This is a genomic window from Oryzihumus sp. JJN4-3R (genome assembly GCF_057747915.1).
In genome coordinates, this window is the sequence record NZ_CM173229.1 from 3,047,630 (window position 1) to 3,066,861 (window position 19,232).

The following is a 19,232-nucleotide window of genomic DNA, read 5'->3' on the forward strand; positions in this document are numbered from 1 at the left end:
GCGCACTCGCCGGGACCGGAGGATCCAGCCATGACCGCACGCCCGTCGGTGACGTGGGACCCGGGTCAGTACGCCCTCTTCGAGGACCACCGCAGCCGTCCCTTCGCCGACCTCATGGCGCGGGTCCGGGTCGAGCAGCCCCGGCTGGTGGTTGACCTCGGCTGTGGCCCCGGCGGCCTGAGCCTGGGCCTCGCGGCGCGCTGGCCGGCCGCCCAGGTCATCGGGGTCGACTCCTCCGCCCACATGCTCGACCAGGCACGCCGGCGCGACACCGCCCACCGGGTTGAGTGGGTCGAGGCCGATGCCGCCACGTGGGAGCCGCCGAGCGGCATGGACCTGCTGGTCACCAACGCCACGCTGCAGTGGGTGCCGGGTCACCTCGACCTCATCCCCCGCTGGGTCGCCGCGCTGGCGCCGGGAGGGTGGTTCGCCATGCAGGTGCCGGGCAACTTCGACGCCCCGTCCCACCGCCTGCTGCGCGAGACTGCCGCCGCGGCCCCGCGCAGCGCCGAGCTGCTCGGCGCGCTGCGGCACGGGGACCCGGTGGCCGAGCCCGCGGCATACACGGTCCTGCTGGCGCAGCTCGGCTGCGCGGTGGACGTCTGGGAGACGACCTACCAGCAGGTGCTCGACCCGGCCGGCGAGCAGGACTGCCCGGTCCTGGAGTGGACCAAGGGCACCGCGCTGCGCCCGGTGCTGGATCTGCTCACCGGTGAGCAGGAACGCGCGGACTTCCTGCAGGTGTATGCGGCGCGGCTGGCTGAGGCGTACCCGCGCCAGGAGCTCGGCATGCTGTTCCCGTTCCGCCGAATCTTCGCCGTCGCCCACCGCAGGGCCTGAACACACGCTTGAACCGGGCCTTGATCCGCACTGAATCCGCTTGAAGGAGAACGCCATGAGCTTCATCGCCGGACTGCACCACGTGCAGGTGTCCTGCCCCGCGGGGTCGGAGGACACCCTGCGCGCGTTCTACGTCGGGGTCCTCGGCATGGAGGAGCTGACCAAGCCGCCGGCGCTCGCCGCCCGGGGTGGTGCGTGGTTCCGGGCCGGGAGCTGTGAGATCCACTGCGGCGTGGAGGACCCCTTCGTGCCCGCGCGCAAGGCACACCCCGGCGTCGCCGTCACGGACGTGGGCGCGCTGGCCGAGCGGGTTGCGGCCGCGGGAGCGCAGGTGCGGTGGGACGACAACCTGCCCGGCGTGCGCCGGTTCCACACCGACGACCCGGTGGGCAACCGGCTGGAGTTCCAGCAGGCCTGACCTTCGGCCCGGGCGTGCCCGTGGGGGCCGGGCGCACACTGGCGGCGTGTTCATCGACCGCAAGGACGCCGGCGCCCGCCTCGGCGAGGCGATGGCCACCCACGACGGCGACCTCCAGGACGGCAACCTGGTCGTGCTGGGGCTGCCCCGCGGGGGTGTGCCGGTGGCGGCCGAGGTCGCGTCCGCCCTGCGTGCTCCGCTGGACGTGCTCGTGGTCCGCAAGGTGGGGGTGCCCTGGCAGCCGGAGCTGGCGCTCGCCGCCGTGGGCGAGGGTGGCGCGGCGGTCTTCAACGAGCGGGTCGTGGCCGCGAGCGGCCTCGACCCCGACCAGCTGCGGCGCCTGGTCGTTCGCGCGACCGAGGAGGTCGACGCTGTCGTCGCCGACCTGCGCGGCGGCGGTGCTCCCGTCGACGTGAGCGGCCGCACCGTCGTGGTCGTCGACGACGGGGTCGCGACCGGGGCGACGGCCCGTGCCGCTGCCGCCGTGCTGAGGCACCGCGGCGCCGCCCGGGTCGTCCTCGCCGTGCCGGTGGCGTCCCCGGACGTGCTGCCGCTGCTGGAGCACGACTACGACGAGGTGGTCGTGCTGGAGACGCCGGCGCACCTGCGCAGCGTCGGTGAGTGGTACCGCCGGTTCACCCAGGTCAGCACGGCCGAGGCGCGCGACGTGCTCGTGGCCTCACGCGCCGGCTGAGGCCGCCCCTTGGGTCGCCCCGGAGCTCAGCCCTTGGCCAGGCGCAGGGAAGGCTTGGGCTCCAGGCCGGCCAGGCCGTTCCAGGCGAGGTTGACCAGGTGGGCGGCGACGTCGGCCTTCTTGAACTTGCGCGAGTCCAGCCACCACTGGCCGGTCAGCGCGACCATGCCGACGAGCATCTGGGCGTAGATCGGAGCCGTCTTGGGGTCCAGCTTCTGTCGTTTGAACTCCGCGGCGAGGATGTGCTCGACCTGCGAGGCGACGTCGCTGATGAGGCTGGCGAAGGAGCCGGTCGACTGCCCGGTGGGGGAGTCGCGGACCAGGATGCGGAAACCGTCGGTGGATCCCTCGATGTAGTCCAGCAGCGTCAGGGCTGCCTGCTCGAGCAGGGCCCGGGCGTGTCCTCCAGTGGTCAGCGCGCCGGTGATCCCGTCGAGCAGGGTGCGGATCTCGCGGTCGACGACGACGGCGTAGAGGCCCTCCTTGCCCCCGAAGTGCTCGTAGACCACGGGCTTGGAGACCCCGGCCTTGGAGGCGATCTCCTCGACGGTGGTGCCCTCAAAACCCTTGTCGGCAAAGAGCTTCCGGCCGATCTCGATGAGCTGCTCACGGCGCTGCTTGCCCGTCATGCGCGAGCGTGCTGCGGCGGGGGTCTCGGCCTTGTCGCGGGTGGAGGTCACGGTGCCATCATGCCGAACGGCTCCTTCTGCTTCTGGGCACGGGGACTACCGTGTCCGGTTGTGAGGCGAGACAGCAGTGCAGTTCGCGTGCTGGCCGGCCCTGTGGTGGGCCTGGTGCTGGCGGGTGGTGGGCTCCTGCTGGGCGGGTGCGGCGGGCCGGACGGGCAGGCTGACGGTGTGCCGTCCGCGCAGGCTTCGCGGTCGGCAGCCGGCCCCGCCACGAGGGTTGCCTCGCCCCGTGCTTCGGTGTCCAGCCCCTCCCGGAGCAGTGCACCGGCAACGAATCGCCCTCAGGCCGCGCGGGTGAAGCCTGCCACCACCCCCGCCGCGGTGGTCCCGGTGCCGATCCACCCGGCATACATCCCGTTCTCCGACAAGCGGAAGACAGAGACGGCGAGCTACGCGCGCCGGCACTACGGCGTCGCGTCGTGGCACCTGCACCCCTCGATGATCGTGCTGCACTTCACCGAGACGACGACGATGTCCTCGGCGCGCAACACCTTCGCCCAGGACGTGCCCAACACCGGTGAGCTGCCGGGCACCTGCGCGCACTTCATCGTGGACCAGGACGGCAAGGTCTACGCGATCGTGCCCGTGACCATCCTGTGCCGGCACACGATCGGCTTGAACGACAAGGCGATCGGCATCGAGATGGTGCAGTCGACCAACGGCCACCCGGCGAGCTGGGCCGACCAGCAGATCCTGGCGCGACCGGCCCAGATCACGTCGGTGCTGCGGTTGGTGCGCCTGCTGCAACGGCAGTGGGGCATCCCCACCTCGCGCGTGATCGGTCACGCGATGGCCAATGCCGACCTGGCGTTCCGCGACCTGCAGGGGTGGCACAACGACCACTCCGACTGGCAGGCCGCGGACGTCATGGAGCTCCGGCGGAGGCTGGTGCGCGGCTGACGCGCGCAGACGTGCAGCTGACCCGCTCAGGCCGAGACGCGACGCGCGTCGAGCCGGGACTGCTTGGGCCAGCGCACGTCCCACGCCTGTCCGGTCTTCTCGAACGCCCAGATGATGCGGGCACTGGAGTCGATCTGGCCCTTCTCGACGCCGTGGCGGGCGCAGGTCGGGTCGGCGTGGTGCAGGTTGTGCCACGACTCGCCCATGGACAGCACGGCCAGCCACCAGACGTTGCCGGACTTGTCGCGCGAGACGAACGGGCGCTCGCCGATGGCGTGGCAGATGGAGTTGATCGACCAGGTCACGTGGTGGAGCAGGCCGACGCGGACCAGGGAGGCCCAGAAGAACGCGGTGACCGCGCCCTGCCAGGACATCGACAGCAGGCCGCCGAGGACGGCGGGCAGCAGCATCGAGACGACCACCAGCCCGGGGAAGGCGCGCTCGATGCGCTGCATGTCCTTGTCGGCCATGAGGTCGGGGGCGTACTTGCTGCGCGGGGTCTGCTCGGTGTCGAACAGCCAACCCATGTGGGCCCACCACAGGCCCTTGATGAGTGCCGGGACGCTCTCGCCGTAGCGCCAGGGGGAGTGCGGGTCGCCCTCGCGGTCGGAGAACGCGTGGTGGCGGCGGTGGTCGGCGACCCAGCGGATGACCGGGCCCTCGATGGCGAGCGATCCCGCGATGGCGAGGGTGACGCGCAGCCAGCGCTTGGCCTTGAACGAGCCGTGGGTGAAGTAGCGGTGGAAGCCGACGGTGATGCCGTGGCCGGCGATCGCGTACATGACGAAGGCAAGCACCAGGTCACGCCAGCCCAGGCCCCAGCCCCACGCCACCGGCACGGCGGCCAGCAGGGCGAGGAACGGCACGACGATGAAGAAGCCCAGGGCGATCTGCTCGCCGGTGCCCTTGTGCTCGAACTGTGGGGGCGTCTCGGGGCTCGTCGAGGTCGTCGAGGGGGTTGTCGCGCCGGGCGGGTCCTTGAGCCGCGTGGGCTCGGGGGCGAACGTGGTCATGGGGGGCCTTCCGTCGAGTACTAACCTACGCCAACGTAACCTACGTTTGCGTAGGTTGACCAGCCCCGAGGCGTCGCAGCCCGGTGGACGCTCGGGGCCGCCCGTGCGGATTCCTCCGGTATGCCGGGTGGCCGCTACCCTGAGCGCGTCCTGTTCAGGGACGTTCCCCGGTTGGTCTGCTGGCAGGGCCCGCCTGACTTTGAATCAGGACAAGCGACGTAGGTTCGATTCCTACCCGGGGAGCACAAAGCCGCAGGTCAGCGCACCATCGCTACCTGCGGCTCCTTCGTGCTCCGTGACCGTCGCCGCCGCGGAGCGGGGGCGTCGTGCCGCGCACAGCGCCTACTGCGGGGGTTGCGGTTCCTGGTCGTGCTCGCGATGCCAGGCTTCCTTCCGGGCTTCCTTCTCCCTCTTGAGGCGCACCTTTGGGTCGTGCTCCTCGTCCAGCTGGGCGGGCCCGCCGAAGATCAGCCCGATCTTCTTCATCCGGTACTTGAACCGATAGCCCAAGGAGATGCCTTCGTGGTTGAAAAGTCCCATCTGCTACCTCCGAACTAGGTCGACAGCGCCTGGCATGAGATCCCGGGGGATCGTTGCCAGAACTTCGCGGACTGCTCCGCGGATGTGGGGGAGCGGGGTCTGGTTGCCCGGTGTCGTTCACGAAGGGCGTCGGTCTGGGTGGCTTGGCGCCGAAGTGTTCCGGCGACCTCCGATCGGACGGCAAGCGGAAAGGCAACCATCTCGTCTCGTCGTCTCGCGCCACGTCCAACGCCCGCCACCCGGGCAACTATCGGGCCGCCAGAGACCCAGGCACATCACCCCAGAGGGGTGAACCGCCGAAGGCGAGACCGCGGAGGGCAGCGCTGTCGCGCCTGCGGGCGCCATCTGCAACCAGCCTGTCGAACGCTGCGGGTGTGCACTGTCCGCGGTGGTCGCCCGGGCCAGCCGCTGTGCCATGCACAGCTGAGCACTTCCTCCTTGACGGAGAGGACTCTGTAATGCAGAGTTCAGTCGTCACGATCGAGTCGAGGGGTTGGGGTGGGCATGGAGGACGCGCGTGGTCTGTTGCGAGAGGTCGAGGGGCTGCGGGGCAGGGCGCGAGCCGACCAGCAGATGTCCTCGGTCCCCCTGCTCGTCTTCGGCGTCCTCGGCGTCGCGTTCGGCTTCGTGGCCGAGGGTGGCCCCGGCGGCAGCATCGGGTACTGGCTCGTCGCCGGCCCCTTGGGCCTCGCGATGGTCGCGTGGTGGCACCGCCGGCATGCCCGCCAGATCGGGGCCGGTCCCGGACGAGGTCCCTACGTGACGACGGCCGTCGCCCTGCTGGTCCTGTTCCTGGTGGTCCTGCCGTTGCTGTTCCTGGCTCCCATGCCGGCGGTGGCCCTGATGCTCCTCATCGTCGCCGGGCGCCAGGGGAACGGCCACCTGGGCGGTTGGGCGGTGGTCCTGGGGGTGGTCGGCGGGTTGGAGAACCTCTCCTTCTTCAACAACCGGCTCTACGACCTGGCCCAGTCGCTCGGCTGGTTCGCCAGCCAGGACGGCTGGTTCCCGGGTGCCTCGGTCATCGTCTACGGCCTCCTGGGTGCGGCCATGATCTGCGCGGGCTGGCGGGCACGACGGGCGGAGCTCCGGTGACCGACGCGCCGGACCCGCACCCCACCAACGGCCTGGACGATGTCGTCCATCAGCGCGCCCGTCTCGGCATCCTGACGGTCCTCGCGGAGGTCGGCCGCGCCGACTTCCCCTACCTCAAGTCGCTGCTGCAGCTCACCGACGGCAACCTCGGTCGGCACATCGAGGTGCTGGCGGACCAGTCCCTGGTCGAGGTCAGCAAGGGGTACGAGGGGCGGCGACCCCGCACCTGGGTCACCATCACCAAGGCCGGGCGCACGGCCCTGGCTGCCGAGATGGACGCCCTGAGGGACCTGGTGCGGCGGTTCGACTCCAGGTCGTAAGAGCGCGGTCGTGACGCCCGGGTGGCGTCGCGCCTCCCGTGTCAGGGAACGGGGGCGCTGCCCGGCAGGAGCTCGGCGACCAGCGACTCGACACGTGAGCGGATCTCGTCGCGGATGGGCCGGACGGCCTCGACGCCCTTGCCCGCGGGGTCCTCGAGCGCCCAGTCCTCGTAGCGCTTGCCGGGGTAGATCGGGCAGGTGTCGCCGCAGCCCATGGTGATGACGACGTCGGAGTCCCTGACCGCCTCGGTGGTGAGGACCTTCGGGGTTGCGGCGGTGATGTCGATGCCCTCCTCGGCCATGGCGGCAACGGCGGCGGGGTTGAGCTGGTCAGCAGGCTCGGAGCCAGCGGAGCGGACCTCGACCCGGCCGCCGGAGAGGTGGGTCAGATAGGCGGCGGCCATCTGCGACCGGCCGGCGTTGTGGATGCAGACGAACAGGACGCTGGGCTTGTCGGACATGCGGGGGAGCCTTTCAGCGGGCGACGGGTGCCGAGGCGGTGTCGTCCGCGTGGTGGGGGAGGACCACGTCGTCCGCCGCGGCGGCGACATCGGGGTACAGCAGGCGGACCAGGGCAAGGCCGACGACCGCGCCGAGCAGCTGGGCGACGACGAACCCGGGCACGGAGGTGGGCGCGATGCCGGCGAAGGTGTCGGTGAACATGCGCCCGACGGTGACGGCGGGGTTGGCGAAGCTGGTGCTGGAGGTGAACCAGTACGCGGCCCCGATGTAGGCGCCGACGGCGGGGGCGGCCAAGGCGCCACGGCCGGTGCGGGCCAGGGCGAAGACCACCGCGACCAGACCGGCCGTCGCCACGACCTCCCCGACCCACAGGTGCGGGTCGCTGCGCTCGTGGCCGGAGATGGCCATGGGCGCGGCGAACATCAGGTTGGCCAGCGCCGCCCCGGCGATGGCGCCCGCGGTCTGGGCCACGGCATACAGGCCCACGTCCCGTCCGGGCAGGCCAGTGCCGCGGCGGCGGCCCAGTGCCCAGTCGGCGGCGGAGACCACCGGGTTGAAGTGGGCTCCCGAGACTGGGCCCAGCATGAGGATCAGCACGGTCAGTCCGAGCGCGGTGGCCGTGGAGTTCTCCAGCAGCTGCAGGCCCACGTCCTGCGGGGAGAGCCGTTGCGCGGCGATGCCGGAGCCGACCACCACGGTGACCAGCAAGGCGGTGCCGAGGAGCTCGGCCAGCAGTCGCCGACCCAGGGCGGGAGCGGCGGTCATCAGCAGGGCCGCTTGGGTGCGGTGCGGGCGGCCTCGGCCAGGGCGCCCAGCTGGGCGGCGACCTGCTCCAGCGCCTCGGGGCGCAGCCGGTAGTAGGTGTAGCGGCCGCAGGGCTCGGTCTCGACGACCCCTGCCTCGCGCAGGCGGCGCAGGTGGTTGGACACGGCGGTGGGCAGGGCGCCGGTGGCCTCGGCCAGGTGGCAGGTGCACAGCTGCTCCCCGGCGAGGAGGGAGACGAGCTGGGCCCGCAGCGGGTCGGCGAACAGCTTGAGCGCGACATCGTCGAGCCGGGCCGAGTCCGCGGGCCGAGGTGTGATGTTCACGGGAACCTGAGTAGTCATCGCAGGATGAATCGTGCTGCGCCGGTACCGCTGCGGTCAAACGAACGGTGGGTGAACAGGCGTGAGCCCACCAGCCGGCGGGGCGGTGGGCTCACGCGAAGGTGTCTCAGCAGCAGGCCGCGGCGGAGACCTTCTCCCCACCCTCCCCTCGCTCCTCGCGGGTCGCTCCGGTGCCGCAGCAGCCGCCGGTCGAACCGGCGTCGCCGACCTCCAGGCTGGTGCGCCCTTCGAGCTCGGGCTGGGCGTCGGCCAGGACGACGTAGTTCTCCCAGCGCTGCCCATCGGGGCCGGTCACCCAGTGCTTGTCCTGACGGGCGTAGCAGCACACGACGTCACCCTCGACGTCCAGCGTCAGTCCGGCGGCTTCGAGCCGGTCAGCCTCGGCCTCGACCTCGGCCATCGAGCCCCGCTCCACCCCGAGGTGGTTCAGGGTGCCGCTGGCCGCGGGGTTCTCGAAGAGCACCAGCTTCAGCGGCGGGTTCTCCACGGCGAAGTTGGCGTAGCCGGGCCGGCGCTTGGCCGGGGCGGTGGCGAACAGGGTCGAGTAGAACTCGACCGCGGAGTCCATGTCGTTGACGTTCAGGGCGAGCTGGAGACGGGACATCGTGACTGCCTTTCGGTGGGGGTGAGCGGGTCAGGCGCAGCAGACGGCGACTGGGGATGGGGACGTGGCCCGTGCGGGAGCGGGGGCGGTCCGACGCAGCTGCCAGGGCAGGGTGCGCAGGGCGCCCAGCACGCGGGTCGGCGCTCCCGGCCTGGTCGAGGACAGGTGGGCGTGCGCGGTGCGGCGCTGGACCTCCTCGTCGCGGGCGATGGCGAGGGCGTGGGTGGGGCTCATCGGCAACATAAGGGTCTCCTCTGCTTTGGGCCGTGCAACCTCTTCGATGTTCGTAACATACCTGTTATTTGACGTTCGTCAAGAAGGTTGCGAGGATCTCCTCATGCCCAAGCCCCTGCCCCTCCTGCAGGACGCCTCTCCGATCTGCTGCGCCCCGCTCGGTGCCCCCTCCGCCCGCCTGTCCAGGGACGACGCGGTCGGCCTGGCGGTGCGGCTCAAGGCGCTGGCCGACCCGGCACGGCTCCAGCTGGTGGACCACCTTCTGTCCCAGCCCGACTACGAGGCCTGCACCTGCGACCTGGCCCCAGTCATCGGGCTGTCAGAGCCGACGACGAGCCACCACCTCAAGCAGCTGCTCCAGGCCGGGCTGGTCACCAAGCGCCGGGACGGGATGAACGTGCACTACCGCCTCGCCCCCGACGCCATGAACGCCCTCTCCAAGGTGCTCGACACCGGGTGCTGCTGACCAACTGACGCTCCGATCAGGTCCCGCGGCACGCAGGCAGCGTGAGCTGGCGCCGGTGGTGGTCGTAGTGCTGCGTCGCGTAGTGGTAGACGTCGGCCAGGGTCATGAACTCCCGGAAGTAGGGGTCCCACCCCGTCGGGAAGCACATCCCCCGAGCCAGGCCCGCCTCGCTCTCCTCCAGGAGCCGGGCCTGCAGCTGGCCGACCACGCCGTCCATCCACCGCTCCATCCGTGCGTGGCCCAGGACGCGCGCCCCGGCCAGGGAGCCGATGTAGTTGACCCGGTGGAAGGGCCCGGTGGCCGCGTTCAGGGCGGCAGCGAACCGGCGCGAGACCCCGAGGGGCGCGTGGGACAGCCCCCGGACCAGGACCAGCAGGGTGCGCACGACCAGGTAGCCGAACAACATGTGGAACAGCAGCTGCTCGTTGGTCCACCGGGTCCCCTCGCTGGGCTCCCGCAGGTCCGCGCTGGTGGCCGTGTCCAGGACGTGGCGGAAGTCGATCCGGACCCTGTCCATCTCCGCGACGATCGCCGAACGATCCATCCGGCCCTCCCTCACCCGCTCGAACGATACGCGCGAGCGGGTACATCAGCCCCCGACCGCAGGAGCCCTTTCCCGGAACGGCTCGCTCACGGGCGCCAGTCTGGCGGCGGGTCCTCACCCACGCGGCCGTCCACGGCCTCCCGGAGCAGGTCGGCGTGCCCGGTGTGCCTGCCGTACTCCTCGAGCAGGTCGCAGAGCATCCTGCGCAGACTGGGCCGGCGCCCGTCGGGCCACGACATGTCGATCAGCCGGTCGAGGCCGCCGTCGTCCAGGGCGGCGGCGAGCCGGTCGCGGGACCGCTGCGCCGCAGCGTCGTACAGCGCGTAGAGCTCGGCCGGGCTGTCCTGCGCGGCCGAGGTGAACTCCCAGTCGGGCTCGGCGTCCCAGTCGACCCTGTCCCAGGGCACGCCGAGTGGCTCGCCGGCCAGCCTGCCTGTGAAGTAGTGCTCCTCGACGAGGGCCAGGTGCTTCAACAACCCGCCCAAGCTCAAGGTGGTGGCGCCGATGCGTGCCTGCAGCCCGGCGCTGTCGAGGCCGTCGGCCTTCCACCGGAACGTGGCGCGCAGCCGGTCCAGGGCAGCGGCGAGGTGCTCGGCCTCGGTGCCCGCGACCGGCGGTTCCCAAGGCGGGTTGTCAGCGGTCAGGTTCGTGGTCATGGCCGCACCGTACGACGGGTTCCGGACGGATCGCTTCCGGAATGCGTGACACCCTGTGCAGGTGGACGAGACCAACCCCACCGCGCGGGCGCTGGTGTGCCTCCAGGTGCTCCAGGACAACCCCGGCATCACCGCGGGTCGGCTGGCCGAGCGCCTCCGGGTCTCGGACCGGGCCGCCCGCCGCTACGTCAGCATCCTGCGCGAGGCCGGCATCCCGGTGGAGGCCACGAGGGGTCCTTATGGCGGCTACCGCCTCGGCCGGGGGCTGCGCCTGCCGCCACTGGTGTTCACTGCCACCGAGGCGCTCGGCCTGGTGATGGCGGTGCTCGACGGCCACCACGCCGCGAGCGACCCCACCGACCTGGTCGGCGGCGCGCTGGGCAAGATCGTGCGGGCGCTGCCGGAGCCGGTCGCGGCGCAGGCCGAGGCGGTCCGCCGGGCCACCGCCGCCGCTCCCGACCGCGCCGCCGCGCGGCCCGACCCGGCCACCACCTCGGCCCTCGTCCAGGCCTGCTCGGACAAGCGCCGGGTCCGGCTCGACTACCGCACCGAGGCCGGGTCGGAGTGGGTCATCGAGGCCGAGCCGTGGGCCGTCGTCGTGCGCCATGGCCGCTGGTACCTCCTGTGCCGATCGCTGCGCGCCGACGCCGTGCGGACCTACCGGGTGGACCGGGTGCGCGACGTCCAGGTGCTCGACGACACCTTCAGCCCCCCTGCGGACCTCGACCCGGTCGCGCTGCTCGAGGAGCACCTCGCGGTCGGGTGGGAGCACGACGTCGAGGTCGTCATCGAGGCGCCTCCGGAGACGGTGGCCCGCTGGCTCCCACGTGCCCCGGGGCGACTGGAACCGGGCGACGCCGGGACCACCCGGCTGGTCGCCAGCACCAGCAACCCGATGTGGTTCGCCGGTCAGCTCGCCGGGATCCCGACGGCATACCGGATCGTGCGGTGCCCCGAGCTCGCTGAGGCCGCGCGCGACCTCGGCCGGCGGCTGCAGGCCGCGGCCGGGACCCTTGCCTGAGGTGGCGGCGACGGCCCGGGTGCAGGTCAGAGGGGCCCGCTGGCACGCCCCTGATCGGCCCCGTGGACGCCGTGGCGGTCCCGACCGTGCCCCCCGTGCCAGTCGACGCAGAGCACGGTGGCGTCGTCCTTGAGGGCGTGTCCGGTCGCGGCCAGGACGCGGTCGGCCATGGCTCGCACCGCCTCCCGGGGGTGGAGCGCTCGCGTGTCGGTGATTGCGGCAGCCAGGTCCAGGCCGGCGGCGTTGCGCTCGAGCACGCCGTCCGTCACGAGGACGATGCGGTCCCCGGGCTCCAGGGGCAGGTGGCTGGAGCGGAAGGTGGTGTCCGGGAAGAGGCCGAGCGGGAGGTCCACGGGCAGCTCGATGGGGACGACCCGTGAGCCCCGGGCGAGGTAGGGCTCGACGTGCCCGGCGTTGACCAGCTCCATCGACCCGGTGCGCAGGTCCACCCGACCGACCAGGCCCGTGACGAAGTCCTCGAGCCGGCTGCTGGCGGCATGGTCGTGCAGCGCCCGGTTGGTCGCGACGACCTGCTCCAGCAGGGTGGCGCCCTCGTTGCGCGTGTTCCGCAGGCTTCCCACGCACAGGGTGGCGTTCAGTGCAGCCGCCACCCCGTGCCCCATGGCGTCGGTCATCGACAGGTGCAGGACGTCGCGGGCCAGGCTGAAGTCGAAGGTGTCGCCAGCGATCCCGGCCGCGGGCTCCAGCCACCCGGCGAGCGTGAAGGCACCGGCTTCACACGTCTGCGGGCCGGCCAGCAGCCGGTGCTGGATCTCCGCGGAGAGGCTCAGCGGCCGGGTGCGCTGCCCCCACTCGTACAGGTCGGTGTGCCGGCGGTTGGCGATCACCACGAACGCCAGCAGGTGGGCGAGCTGGGCGACCTCGGCGACGGTCCCGGGCTCGGGAGCCTCCGGGAGCAGGACCTCGAGGAGCCCGATGGCCTCGCCGCGTTCCGTGACCGGGGCGAGCACCCGCCACCGGTCCGGTCCTGCCGATCCCCCGGGCGCCGGGCCGAGGTCCTGGACCTGCACCCGTTGCCCGCGGATCACCTGCTCCTCCGGCCCGCCGTCGAACGGCAGGACGGTCGCGGACTCCTCGGCCTGCCGCCGCTCCCCGCGGCCGAACGGCATGCTGATGCCCGGAGCCCGTGCGCGGAGCGGCACGTGGGCGAGGCGCACCAGGGCGCGACCGGAGAGGTCGGCGATGAGGAACGACACCGATGCTGCGCCGAGGGCCAGCCCGAGCTCACGCGTGACGGACTCGACGGCCTCGACCGGTGACGCCGCCTCCGCTGCGGCCAGCACCGCCCCTAAGGACCGTCGGCCGCCGGTGGGCTCCATTTCCGGAGCATAGGCGCGGGCGGGCGACGTGTGCTGATGCGCTGGCTCGGGACCTCGTCGTCCGTTGCGCGGAGGGCAGCCTGCGTCAGGATGAGGACCATGACCTCGACCCGCACGACCCGCCACCTGCGCGCCCCCCGGTCACGGGTCTACCGCGCGCTCGTCGACGCCGACGCGATCGCGCGGTGGAAGGTGCCCGCGGGGATGACCTGCGAGGTGCACGGCCTCGACGGTCGGGAGGGAGGCGGCTTCCGGGTGTCGCTGACCTACCTGGACCCCGACCGGCAGGGCAAGACCTCGGCGCACACCGACACCTACCGGGGCCGGTTCGTGCGCCTGGTGCCGGACGAGCTGGTCGTCGAGGTGGACGAGTTCGAGAGCGCCGACCCGGCCCAGCAGGGGGAGATGACCATCACGGTGACCCTCGCGGATGCCCCCGACGGGGGCACCGACCTCGTGGCGGTGCACGACGGCCTGCCCCGTGGGGTCGCCCCCGAGGACAACGAGACCGGCTGGCGCGAGGCCCTCGACCGGCTGGCCGCCCTCGTCGAGGACGGGCCTAGGCCTGCGCACTGACGGGGAGGGGCGGGGGGAGCGTTCGCGAGGCGCGGCCGGGAGCCGGCCGCACGGCATACCGGTATGCGCGGCCGCGCGGGTGCGGGCGGACGGCCGGCAGCCGCACGGCATACCGGCCGCGTTCCCGCGTCCCCGTGTCGCCGCCGCCGGGCACCGGACCTAGCCGAGGTCGATGCGGGCCCAGTCCATGTCGCCCTTGAACCAGTCGGCCCCGGGCTTGGACCCGAGGTAGAGCGGCTCCCTCTTGACCGTGATGCTGCCGATCTTGACCGCCTTGGACAGGACCTGGGCGCCGTCGACGGTGAGGGTCACCGCGGTGTCGGTCTTGGAGCAGACCAGCGTGTGCCACTGGCTGTCGGCCAGGTTGGGCCCGGCGACGAGCGTGGTCTTGGTGGCGCTGCCGTTGAAGAAGCACAGGGCCTGGGCGACCGTGCGCTGCTTGCGGGCCACGACCTCGAGGCGGAAGGTGCCGGCCGGGTTGGCGCGGACGATGTCGTAGTCCCCGACCGCGGTCGAGGGGACGGTGTCGAACCGGATCCGGGCCGACACGGTCACGGGCTTGGTGCCGATCGGCACCTGGGTGGCGCCCTTGACCGTGACCGACCCCGACGAGCCGTCGAAGGTGAGGAAGTCCCCGTTCGAGGTCACGCCTCCGTTCATGGTCCCGTCGAGGTGGTTCGGGCCGCTGTCCGTCACCTTCGAGGACGACGGGGGGTCGTTCATCTCCCAGTCGGCGAAGGTGGTGGTGCCGGCGCCCGCCAGTCCGGGCGCGATGGCGGCGCTGGCCGCGAGGCTGAGAAGTGGGTGCATGGGTGCTCTCCTTCGGGTGCGCCGATCGGGTCCGGCCGATCGGAGTCCGCCCCGGCCGGATCCGCTCCGCCCGGGCCAGCCCCGGCCCGGGCGACGGGGGTCACGGTCGATGCGCGCCCCCACGACGCGCCCACAAGCGACCGAGGCTGGCCTCACCATTCCTGCGTACGCCGGAGCCCGGCACGGGCGATTGGACGGGCTCCTCCTCACCCCTTCGTCTGATCTGCCTGTCCCTCACCCCGCGTTCCATGGAGGGACGGGAGGGCGGTGACCTCTCCCGACCGACGACTCCCCAGGGGGTAGGACCACCGATGCTGACCTTCGTCCTGGGCACCGGGCGGTGCGGCTCGACGCTGATCGCCGAGCTCATCGCGCGGCACCCCGACGTGGGGTTCGTCTCCAACGTCGACGACAAGCTGGCCCGGCTCAACCTCAAGGGGCGGTGGAACAACGCGCTGTTCGCCCGGTCCGCCGAGCGCGACCCGTCGTTGCGGCCGTTCCGGGACCGGCGTCGGCTGATCGAGCCCGGCCGGATCCGCGTGGCCCCCTCGGAGGGGTGGTCCATCCTCGAGCGACAGGTGTCCGGCATCTTCCCCCAGCCCACCCGTGACCTCACCGCCGAGGACGCGATGCCGTGGCTGCAGAACCGGATCCGCGAGTTCTTCGACAGCCGGGCAGAGGCCCAGGGCAAGCCGGTGTTCATGCACCACCTCACCGGGTGGCCGCGCACCGGTCTGCTGACGGCGACCTACCCCGACGCGCGGTTCGTCAACGTGGTCCGGGACGGCCGCGCGGTCGCCAACAGCTGGCTGCAGATGGGCTGGTGGGACGGCTACCAGGGGCCGGACCGCTGGTACCTCGGCCCGCTCCCGGAGGCCTACCGGCTGGAGTGGGAGGAGTCCGCGCGCTCCTTCGTCGTCCTGGCCGGCCTCGGCTGGAAGCTGCTCATGGACGCCCTCGAGGAGGCCCGCTCGCACGTGCCCGACGAGCAGTGGCTGGACGTGCGGCTCGAGGACGTGATGGAGGACCCGCGGGGGCAGATGCGCACCGTGCTGGACTTCCTCGACCTGGAGTGGACCCCGAGCTTCGAGGCCGGCTTCGCCCGGCACACCTTCCAGGCCAGTCGCGGCCAGGCCTGGCGCCGGGACCTCAGCCCGGCGCAGGTCCGCCAGCTCGAGGCGGTCATCGCCAAGCCGCTGCTGGCCCACGGCTACGAGCTGAGCACCCCCGAACCCCCCGAGGCCGCCGCCGGCCCCCACCTCCGCTGACGCGACGTCGGCCCACCGAAGGAGTCCCCGTGACCCAGGACACCGCAGTCCCGACCACTGCCGAGACCGTCAGCGCCGGCGCCTGCACGATCTACGTCGTGCGGCACGGCACCACGACGATGAACGTGGAGAACCGTTACCGCGGCCGCCGGGACATCCCGCTCGACGCCCAGGGCTACCAGGACGCCGTCGACGCGGCCCGCCAGCTGTCCAAGGTGGGCCTGGCCGCGGTCTACACCGGCAGCCTGCGCCGCACCATCGCCACCGGCCAGATCATCGCCGACGAGGCCGGGGTGCCGGACATCCGGATCATGCACGGCCTGATCAACGTCGACTACGGCGCGTGGGAGGGGATGACCTCCCAGGAGGCCGAGATGTACGACCCGGTCGCCTTCCGGCTCTACAAGACCTCGCCCTCGCGGGCGGTCTGCCCCAACGGTGAGCGGCTGCGCGACGCCCAGGAGCGGATGGTCTCTGCGCTGCAGCTCATCGGCTCGCGCCACCCCGGCGAGCACGTGGCGGTGGTCTCCCACGCCGTGATGATCCGGCTGGTGGTGGCCGCCCTCGAGCACACCGAGGGTGAGCAGTGGCGCATCCCGGTGGGCCGCGGCTCGCTCACCACGATGATGGTCCAGGACGGCCGGGTGCGGCTGCACCGGCTGCCCGACGGTGACGACGTCGACTGACGGGGTCAACTGGTCGGAGGACTGACGGCCCGGACTGACGGCCTGGGCTGACGGCCGGACTGACCGCTTGGGCTGACGGCCGGACTGACCGCTTGGGCTGACGGCCTGGGCTGGCCCGGCCTGGGCTGACCCGGCCTGGGCTGACCCGGCGGGGGTCCGCGCCCGCGTCGGCTGCGGGCGGGTCTGCCCTGGGGTGGGTGTCGGCTGCGCGGACGCGCGCGTCCGCGCAGATCAGGGCCCGTATGCCGGGTGGCCGCCCCGCGTGCGGACCCCACCCCGGCGGCGGTGAACCGGGGCGTGACCGGCGGGTAGCATGGCGGCGGCAGCGTGGCCGGGAACCCTCGGTGCGCTGTCGGCCTCCGACGTCGACCTCCTGGAGCCCACCCGCGTGACTACCTCCCGCCCGGCTGCCGTCATCGTCCTCGCCGCAGGCGAAGGCACCCGCATGAAGTCGGCCACCCCCAAGGTGCTGCACCCCATCGCAGGACGGACCCTCCTGGGTCATGCCATCGCCGCCGCCCGGGGTGCCGACCCCGAGCACCTCGCGGTGGTCGTCCGGCACGAGCGCGACCGGGTCGCCGCCCACGTCGCCGAGGTCGACCCGGCGGCGGTCATCGCCGACCAGGACGAGGTGCCCGGCACCGGCCGCGCCACCGAGTGCGCCCTCGACCTGCTGCCCGCGGACCTCGAGGGCACCGTGCTGGTGACCTACGGCGACGTGCCGCTGCTGACCGCGGCCACGCTGCACGACCTGATCGAGGGCCACCATGCCAGTGGCAGCGCGGTCACCGTGATCACGGCGACGCTCGAGGACCCGCACGGCTATGGCCGCATCCTGCGTGACGAGCACGGCGAGGTCGCCGGCATCGTCGAGCAGAAGGACGCCACCGCGGAGCAGCGGGAGATCACCGAGATCAACTCCGGCCTCTACGCCTTCGACGCCACGGTGCTGCGCAAGGCGCTGGCCGAGGTGGGCACCGACAACGCCCAGGGCGAGAAGTACCTCACCGACGTGCTGGCCATCGCGCGCCGCGAGGGCCTGAAGGTCAGCGCGCACCTGGTCAAGGACCTCTGGCAGACCGAGGGCGTCAACGACCGGGTCCAGCTGGCCCGCCTCGGCGCCGAGCTCAACCGCCGCATCGTCGAGGGCTGGATGCGCGAGGGCGTCACCGTCGTCGACCCCGCCACGACGTGGGTCGACGCCGACGTCACGATCGGCCGCGACACGGTGATCCAGCCCGGCACGCAGCTCAAGGGCGCCACGACGATCGGCTCGGGCGTGACGCTCGGCCCGGACACCACCCTGGAGGACGTCGAGGTCCGCGACGGCGCCAGCGTCGTGCGCACGCACGGCTCGCTCGCCGTGATCGGCGAGGGCGCCACGGTCGGCCCGTTCGCCTACCTGCGCCCCGGCACCGAGCTCGGGACCAAGGGCAAGATCGGCACGTTCGTCGAGACCAAGAACGCCCAGATCGGCGCGGGCTCGAAGGTGCCGCACCTGACCTATGTCGGTGACGCGACGATCGGTGAGGGCACCAACATCGGCGCGGCCAGCGTCTTCGTCAACTACGACGGCGTCAACAAGTCGCGCACCACCATCGGCAGCCACTGCCGCACCGGCTCCGACAACATGTTCGTCGCTCCCGTCACCGTCGGCGACGGCGCCTACACCGGCGCCGGCACCGTGGTCCGCAAGGACGTCCCGCCGGGCGCACTGGCCATCAACGTCGCCCCCCAGCGCAACCTCGAGGGGTGGGTCCTGGACAAGCGTCCGGGCACCGCCGCAGCCGAGGCGGCCACCGCCGCCCTCGCCGACCAGTCCGCCCCGCAAGCCCAGCCCGACGCCCCCGAAGGGACCCCCGCCTCATGACCGGTCTGAAGCGCACCACCGAGAAGAACCTCATGGTCTTCTCGGGTCGGGCCCACCGCGAGCTCGCCGAGGAGGTGGCCTACCAGCTCGGCACCGACCTCGTGCCCATGCAGGCCTACGAGTTCGCCAACAGCGAGATCTACGTCCGCTTCGAGGAGTCCGTCCGCGGTTCCGACGCCTTCGTGATCCAGAGTCACACGGCCCCGGTCAACGAGTGGATCATGGAGCACCTGATCATGGTCGACGCGCTCAAGCGCGCCTCGGCCAAGCGGATCACCGTCGTGATGCCGTTCTACGGCTACGCCCGCCAGGACAAGAAGCACCGCGGCCGCGAGCCGATCTCGGCCCGCCTGATGGCCGACCTGTTCAAGACGGCCGGGGCCGACCGCCTCATCTGCGTCGACCTGCACACCAGCCAGATCCAGGGCTTCTTCGACGGCCCGGTCGACCACCTGATGGCGCTCCCCGTCCTGTCGGACTACGTGCGCAACAAGTACGGCCGGGAGCAGCTCGCCGTCGTCTCGCCCGACGCGGGCCGGATCAAGGTCGCCGAGCAGTGGTCGGACCGCCTCGGCGGGGCGCCGCTGGCGTTCATCCACAAGACGCGCGACATCACCCGCCCCAACGAGACGGTCGCCAACCGGGTCGTCGGTGAGGTCAAGGGCCGCACCTGCATCCTGGTCGACGACATGATCGACACGGCCGGCACGATCACCAAGGCCGCCGACGCGCTCATCGCCGACGGCGCCTCCGACGTCATCATCGCCGCGACGCACGCGATCCTGTCCGGCCCGGCCGTGGACCGGCTCAAGAACTGCGCCGTGCGCGAGGTCATCGTCACCAACACCCTGCCGATCGCCCCCGAGCGCCACTTCGACAAGCTCACCGAGCTCTCGATCGCGCCGATGATCAGCCAGGCCATCCGCGAGGTCTTCGAGGACGGCTCCGTGACCAAGCTGTTCGACGGCAAGGCCTGAGCCCCGCGGGGCGTCGGGCAGGAGATCGGCGGGGCGGATGCCCCGCCGATTTCCGTATCCGGCGGCTGCTCGCCTACCATTGCGAGGTTGCCTCGGCGAGGGACGC

Annotated in this window: 25 protein-coding genes and 1 tRNA gene; 14 read left to right on the top strand and 12 right to left on the bottom strand. The window is 72.2% G+C overall.

The window, feature by feature from the left end; translation table 11 throughout:
* Nucleotides 1–30: 30 nt before the first annotated feature.
* From AC3ANM_RS14615 to AC3ANM_RS14625, 3 genes are read left to right on the top strand one after another with little or no spacing between them, the layout of a single operon-like run.
* A complete protein-coding gene (locus AC3ANM_RS14615; protein WP_488285144.1) occupies nt 31–840 on the top strand; it encodes a methyltransferase domain-containing protein in 810 nt (269 codons plus the stop codon).
* Between the two features lie 55 nt (nt 841–895).
* Nucleotides 896–1,258, top strand: a complete 363-nt coding sequence (locus AC3ANM_RS14620) for a VOC family protein (protein ID WP_488285145.1) — start codon at nt 896–898, stop codon at nt 1,256–1,258.
* Between the two features lie 46 nt (nt 1,259–1,304).
* Nucleotides 1,305–1,952 carry a phosphoribosyltransferase gene (locus AC3ANM_RS14625; RefSeq protein WP_488285146.1) on the top strand — a complete coding sequence of 216 codons (648 nt, stop codon included), beginning with the start codon at nt 1,305–1,307 and terminating at the stop codon, nt 1,950–1,952.
* Nucleotides 1,953–1,978: 26 nt separating this feature from the next.
* On the opposite strand, the gene AC3ANM_RS14630 is transcribed toward AC3ANM_RS14625, so the two are convergent.
* Nucleotides 1,979–2,581, bottom strand: coding sequence for a TetR family transcriptional regulator (locus AC3ANM_RS14630; RefSeq protein WP_488287959.1), 603 nt, complete (start codon nt 2,579–2,581; stop codon nt 1,979–1,981).
* A 354-nt stretch (nt 2,582–2,935) separates the two neighbouring features.
* On the opposite strand from AC3ANM_RS14630, the gene AC3ANM_RS14635 reads away from it, so the two are divergent.
* Nucleotides 2,936–3,541, top strand: coding sequence for a peptidoglycan recognition protein family protein (locus AC3ANM_RS14635; RefSeq protein WP_488285147.1), 606 nt, complete (start codon nt 2,936–2,938; stop codon nt 3,539–3,541).
* 26 nt (nt 3,542–3,567) lie between these two features.
* Here the strand turns inward: AC3ANM_RS14635 and AC3ANM_RS14640 are convergent, their stop codons facing one another.
* Complete coding sequence (locus AC3ANM_RS14640) at nt 3,568–4,554, bottom strand: acyl-CoA desaturase (RefSeq protein ID WP_488285148.1); 987 nt, start codon at nt 4,552–4,554, stop codon at nt 3,568–3,570.
* A 164-nt stretch (nt 4,555–4,718) separates the two neighbouring features.
* Between AC3ANM_RS14640 and AC3ANM_RS14645 the strand changes: the two genes are divergently transcribed.
* Nucleotides 4,719–4,797 (top strand) — tRNA-Gln (locus AC3ANM_RS14645).
* A 99-nt stretch (nt 4,798–4,896) separates the two neighbouring features.
* Here the strand turns inward: AC3ANM_RS14645 and AC3ANM_RS14650 are convergent.
* Complete coding sequence (locus AC3ANM_RS14650) at nt 4,897–5,094, bottom strand: hypothetical protein (protein WP_488285149.1); 198 nt, start codon at nt 5,092–5,094, stop codon at nt 4,897–4,899.
* A 504-nt stretch (nt 5,095–5,598) separates the two neighbouring features.
* Between AC3ANM_RS14650 and AC3ANM_RS14655 the strand changes: the two genes are divergently transcribed.
* Complete coding sequence (locus AC3ANM_RS14655) at nt 5,599–6,186, top strand: hypothetical protein (protein ID WP_488285150.1); 588 nt, start codon at nt 5,599–5,601, stop codon at nt 6,184–6,186.
* Complete coding sequence (locus AC3ANM_RS14660) at nt 6,183–6,506, top strand: winged helix-turn-helix domain-containing protein (protein ID WP_488285151.1); 324 nt, start codon at nt 6,183–6,185, stop codon at nt 6,504–6,506. The genes AC3ANM_RS14655 and AC3ANM_RS14660 overlap by 4 nt, the downstream gene beginning before the upstream one ends.
* Before the next feature lie 41 nt (nt 6,507–6,547).
* Here AC3ANM_RS14660 and AC3ANM_RS14665 read toward each other — a convergent pair whose 3' ends face one another.
* From AC3ANM_RS14665 to AC3ANM_RS14685, 5 genes are all read right to left on the bottom strand, one after another.
* Nucleotides 6,548–6,967, bottom strand: coding sequence for an arsenate reductase ArsC (locus tag AC3ANM_RS14665; RefSeq protein WP_488285152.1), 420 nt, complete (start codon nt 6,965–6,967; stop codon nt 6,548–6,550).
* 13 nt (nt 6,968–6,980) lie between these two features.
* Nucleotides 6,981–7,733 (bottom strand): aquaporin, encoded by a 753-nt coding sequence (locus AC3ANM_RS14670; RefSeq protein WP_488285153.1) that lies wholly within the window; start codon nt 7,731–7,733, stop codon nt 6,981–6,983.
* Nucleotides 7,733–8,056 (bottom strand): ArsR/SmtB family transcription factor, encoded by a 324-nt coding sequence (locus tag AC3ANM_RS14675; protein ID WP_488285154.1) that lies wholly within the window; start codon nt 8,054–8,056, stop codon nt 7,733–7,735. Before AC3ANM_RS14675 ends, AC3ANM_RS14670 begins: the two co-directional genes overlap by 1 nt.
* A gap of 124 nt (nt 8,057–8,180) precedes the next feature.
* Entirely contained in the window at nt 8,181–8,678 is a 498-nt protein-coding gene (locus AC3ANM_RS14680; protein ID WP_488285155.1) for an ArsI/CadI family heavy metal resistance metalloenzyme, read from the bottom strand.
* Between the two features lie 30 nt (nt 8,679–8,708).
* Complete coding sequence (locus tag AC3ANM_RS14685; RefSeq protein WP_488285156.1) at nt 8,709–8,912, bottom strand: hypothetical protein; 204 nt, start codon at nt 8,910–8,912, stop codon at nt 8,709–8,711.
* A gap of 103 nt (nt 8,913–9,015) precedes the next feature.
* On the opposite strand from AC3ANM_RS14685, the gene AC3ANM_RS14690 reads away from it, so the two are divergent.
* Complete coding sequence (locus AC3ANM_RS14690; protein ID WP_488285157.1) at nt 9,016–9,378, top strand: metalloregulator ArsR/SmtB family transcription factor; 363 nt, start codon at nt 9,016–9,018, stop codon at nt 9,376–9,378.
* Between the two features lie 16 nt (nt 9,379–9,394).
* On the opposite strand, the gene AC3ANM_RS14695 is transcribed toward AC3ANM_RS14690, so the two are convergent.
* Together AC3ANM_RS14695 and AC3ANM_RS14700 are read right to left on the bottom strand one after the other, a co-directional pair.
* On the bottom strand, nt 9,395–9,922 hold the full coding sequence (locus AC3ANM_RS14695; protein ID WP_488285158.1) for a DinB family protein: 528 nt from the start codon (nt 9,920–9,922) through the stop codon (nt 9,395–9,397).
* A gap of 86 nt (nt 9,923–10,008) precedes the next feature.
* Nucleotides 10,009–10,578, bottom strand: coding sequence for a mycothiol transferase (locus AC3ANM_RS14700; protein ID WP_488285159.1), 570 nt, complete (start codon nt 10,576–10,578; stop codon nt 10,009–10,011).
* A 61-nt stretch (nt 10,579–10,639) separates the two neighbouring features.
* Here AC3ANM_RS14700 and AC3ANM_RS14705 point away from each other — a divergent pair, with 61 nt between their 5' ends.
* Complete coding sequence (locus AC3ANM_RS14705) at nt 10,640–11,599, top strand: helix-turn-helix transcriptional regulator (protein ID WP_488285160.1); 960 nt, start codon at nt 10,640–10,642, stop codon at nt 11,597–11,599.
* A gap of 26 nt (nt 11,600–11,625) precedes the next feature.
* Here the strand turns inward: AC3ANM_RS14705 and AC3ANM_RS14710 are convergent, their stop codons facing one another.
* Nucleotides 11,626–12,939: a PP2C family protein-serine/threonine phosphatase gene (locus AC3ANM_RS14710; protein WP_488285161.1), complete on the bottom strand. Its 1,314-nt coding sequence runs from the start codon at nt 12,937–12,939 to the stop codon at nt 11,626–11,628.
* Between the two features lie 99 nt (nt 12,940–13,038).
* On the opposite strand from AC3ANM_RS14710, the gene AC3ANM_RS14715 reads away from it, so the two are divergent.
* Nucleotides 13,039–13,515, top strand: coding sequence for an SRPBCC family protein (locus AC3ANM_RS14715; RefSeq protein ID WP_488285162.1), 477 nt, complete (start codon nt 13,039–13,041; stop codon nt 13,513–13,515).
* 159 nt (nt 13,516–13,674) lie between these two features.
* On the opposite strand, the gene AC3ANM_RS14720 is transcribed toward AC3ANM_RS14715, so the two are convergent.
* On the bottom strand, nt 13,675–14,325 hold the full coding sequence (locus AC3ANM_RS14720; RefSeq protein WP_488285163.1) for a LamG-like jellyroll fold domain-containing protein: 651 nt from the start codon (nt 14,323–14,325) through the stop codon (nt 13,675–13,677).
* A 311-nt stretch (nt 14,326–14,636) separates the two neighbouring features.
* Between AC3ANM_RS14720 and AC3ANM_RS14725 the strand changes: the two genes are divergently transcribed.
* The 4 genes from AC3ANM_RS14725 (at nt 14,637) to AC3ANM_RS14740 (ending at nt 19,126) form a co-directional block, all read left to right on the top strand.
* Nucleotides 14,637–15,593: a sulfotransferase family protein gene (locus AC3ANM_RS14725; protein WP_488285164.1), complete on the top strand. Its 957-nt coding sequence runs from the start codon at nt 14,637–14,639 to the stop codon at nt 15,591–15,593.
* A 29-nt stretch (nt 15,594–15,622) separates the two neighbouring features.
* Entirely contained in the window at nt 15,623–16,279 is a 657-nt protein-coding gene (locus AC3ANM_RS14730) for a histidine phosphatase family protein (protein WP_488285165.1), read from the top strand.
* A 388-nt stretch (nt 16,280–16,667) separates the two neighbouring features.
* Nucleotides 16,668–18,149, top strand: coding sequence for a bifunctional UDP-N-acetylglucosamine diphosphorylase/glucosamine-1-phosphate N-acetyltransferase GlmU (glmU, locus tag AC3ANM_RS14735; RefSeq protein ID WP_488285166.1), 1,482 nt, complete (start codon nt 16,668–16,670; stop codon nt 18,147–18,149).
* A complete protein-coding gene (locus AC3ANM_RS14740; RefSeq protein ID WP_488285167.1) occupies nt 18,146–19,126 on the top strand; it encodes a ribose-phosphate diphosphokinase in 981 nt (326 codons plus the stop codon). The genes glmU and AC3ANM_RS14740 overlap by 4 nt, the downstream gene beginning before the upstream one ends.
* The last annotated feature ends 106 nt before the right edge of the window (nt 19,127–19,232 follow it).

Bases quoted from the DNA above. Each gene is read 5' to 3' on its own strand.
- AC3ANM_RS14615 (WP_488285144.1), top strand. From the start codon at position 31: ATGACCGCACGCCCGTCGGTGACGTGGGACCCGGGTCAGTACGCCCTC.
- AC3ANM_RS14620 (WP_488285145.1), top strand. From the start codon at position 896: ATGAGCTTCATCGCCGGACTGCACCACGTGCAGGTGTCCTGCCCCGCG.
- AC3ANM_RS14630 (WP_488287959.1), bottom strand. From the start codon at position 2,581: ATGACGGGCAAGCAGCGCCGTGAGCAGCTCATCGAGATCGGCCGGAAG.
- AC3ANM_RS14640 (WP_488285148.1), bottom strand. From the start codon at position 4,554: ATGACCACGTTCGCCCCCGAGCCCACGCGGCTCAAGGACCCGCCCGGC.
- AC3ANM_RS14650 (WP_488285149.1), bottom strand. From the start codon at position 5,094: ATGGGACTTTTCAACCACGAAGGCATCTCCTTGGGCTATCGGTTCAAG.
- AC3ANM_RS14655 (WP_488285150.1), top strand. From the start codon at position 5,599: ATGGAGGACGCGCGTGGTCTGTTGCGAGAGGTCGAGGGGCTGCGGGGC.
- AC3ANM_RS14665 (WP_488285152.1), bottom strand. From the start codon at position 6,967: ATGTCCGACAAGCCCAGCGTCCTGTTCGTCTGCATCCACAACGCCGGC.
- AC3ANM_RS14670 (WP_488285153.1), bottom strand. From the start codon at position 7,733: ATGACCGCCGCTCCCGCCCTGGGTCGGCGACTGCTGGCCGAGCTCCTC.
- AC3ANM_RS14680 (WP_488285155.1), bottom strand. From the start codon at position 8,678: ATGTCCCGTCTCCAGCTCGCCCTGAACGTCAACGACATGGACTCCGCG.
- AC3ANM_RS14685 (WP_488285156.1), bottom strand. From the start codon at position 8,912: ATGAGCCCCACCCACGCCCTCGCCATCGCCCGCGACGAGGAGGTCCAG.
- AC3ANM_RS14690 (WP_488285157.1), top strand. From the start codon at position 9,016: ATGCCCAAGCCCCTGCCCCTCCTGCAGGACGCCTCTCCGATCTGCTGC.
- AC3ANM_RS14695 (WP_488285158.1), bottom strand. From the start codon at position 9,922: ATGGATCGTTCGGCGATCGTCGCGGAGATGGACAGGGTCCGGATCGAC.
- AC3ANM_RS14700 (WP_488285159.1), bottom strand. From the start codon at position 10,578: ATGACCACGAACCTGACCGCTGACAACCCGCCTTGGGAACCGCCGGTC.
- AC3ANM_RS14710 (WP_488285161.1), bottom strand. From the start codon at position 12,939: ATGGAGCCCACCGGCGGCCGACGGTCCTTAGGGGCGGTGCTGGCCGCA.
- AC3ANM_RS14715 (WP_488285162.1), top strand. From the start codon at position 13,039: ATGACCTCGACCCGCACGACCCGCCACCTGCGCGCCCCCCGGTCACGG.
- AC3ANM_RS14720 (WP_488285163.1), bottom strand. From the start codon at position 14,325: ATGCACCCACTTCTCAGCCTCGCGGCCAGCGCCGCCATCGCGCCCGGA.
- AC3ANM_RS14725 (WP_488285164.1), top strand. From the start codon at position 14,637: ATGCTGACCTTCGTCCTGGGCACCGGGCGGTGCGGCTCGACGCTGATC.
- AC3ANM_RS14740 (WP_488285167.1), top strand. From the start codon at position 18,146: ATGACCGGTCTGAAGCGCACCACCGAGAAGAACCTCATGGTCTTCTCG.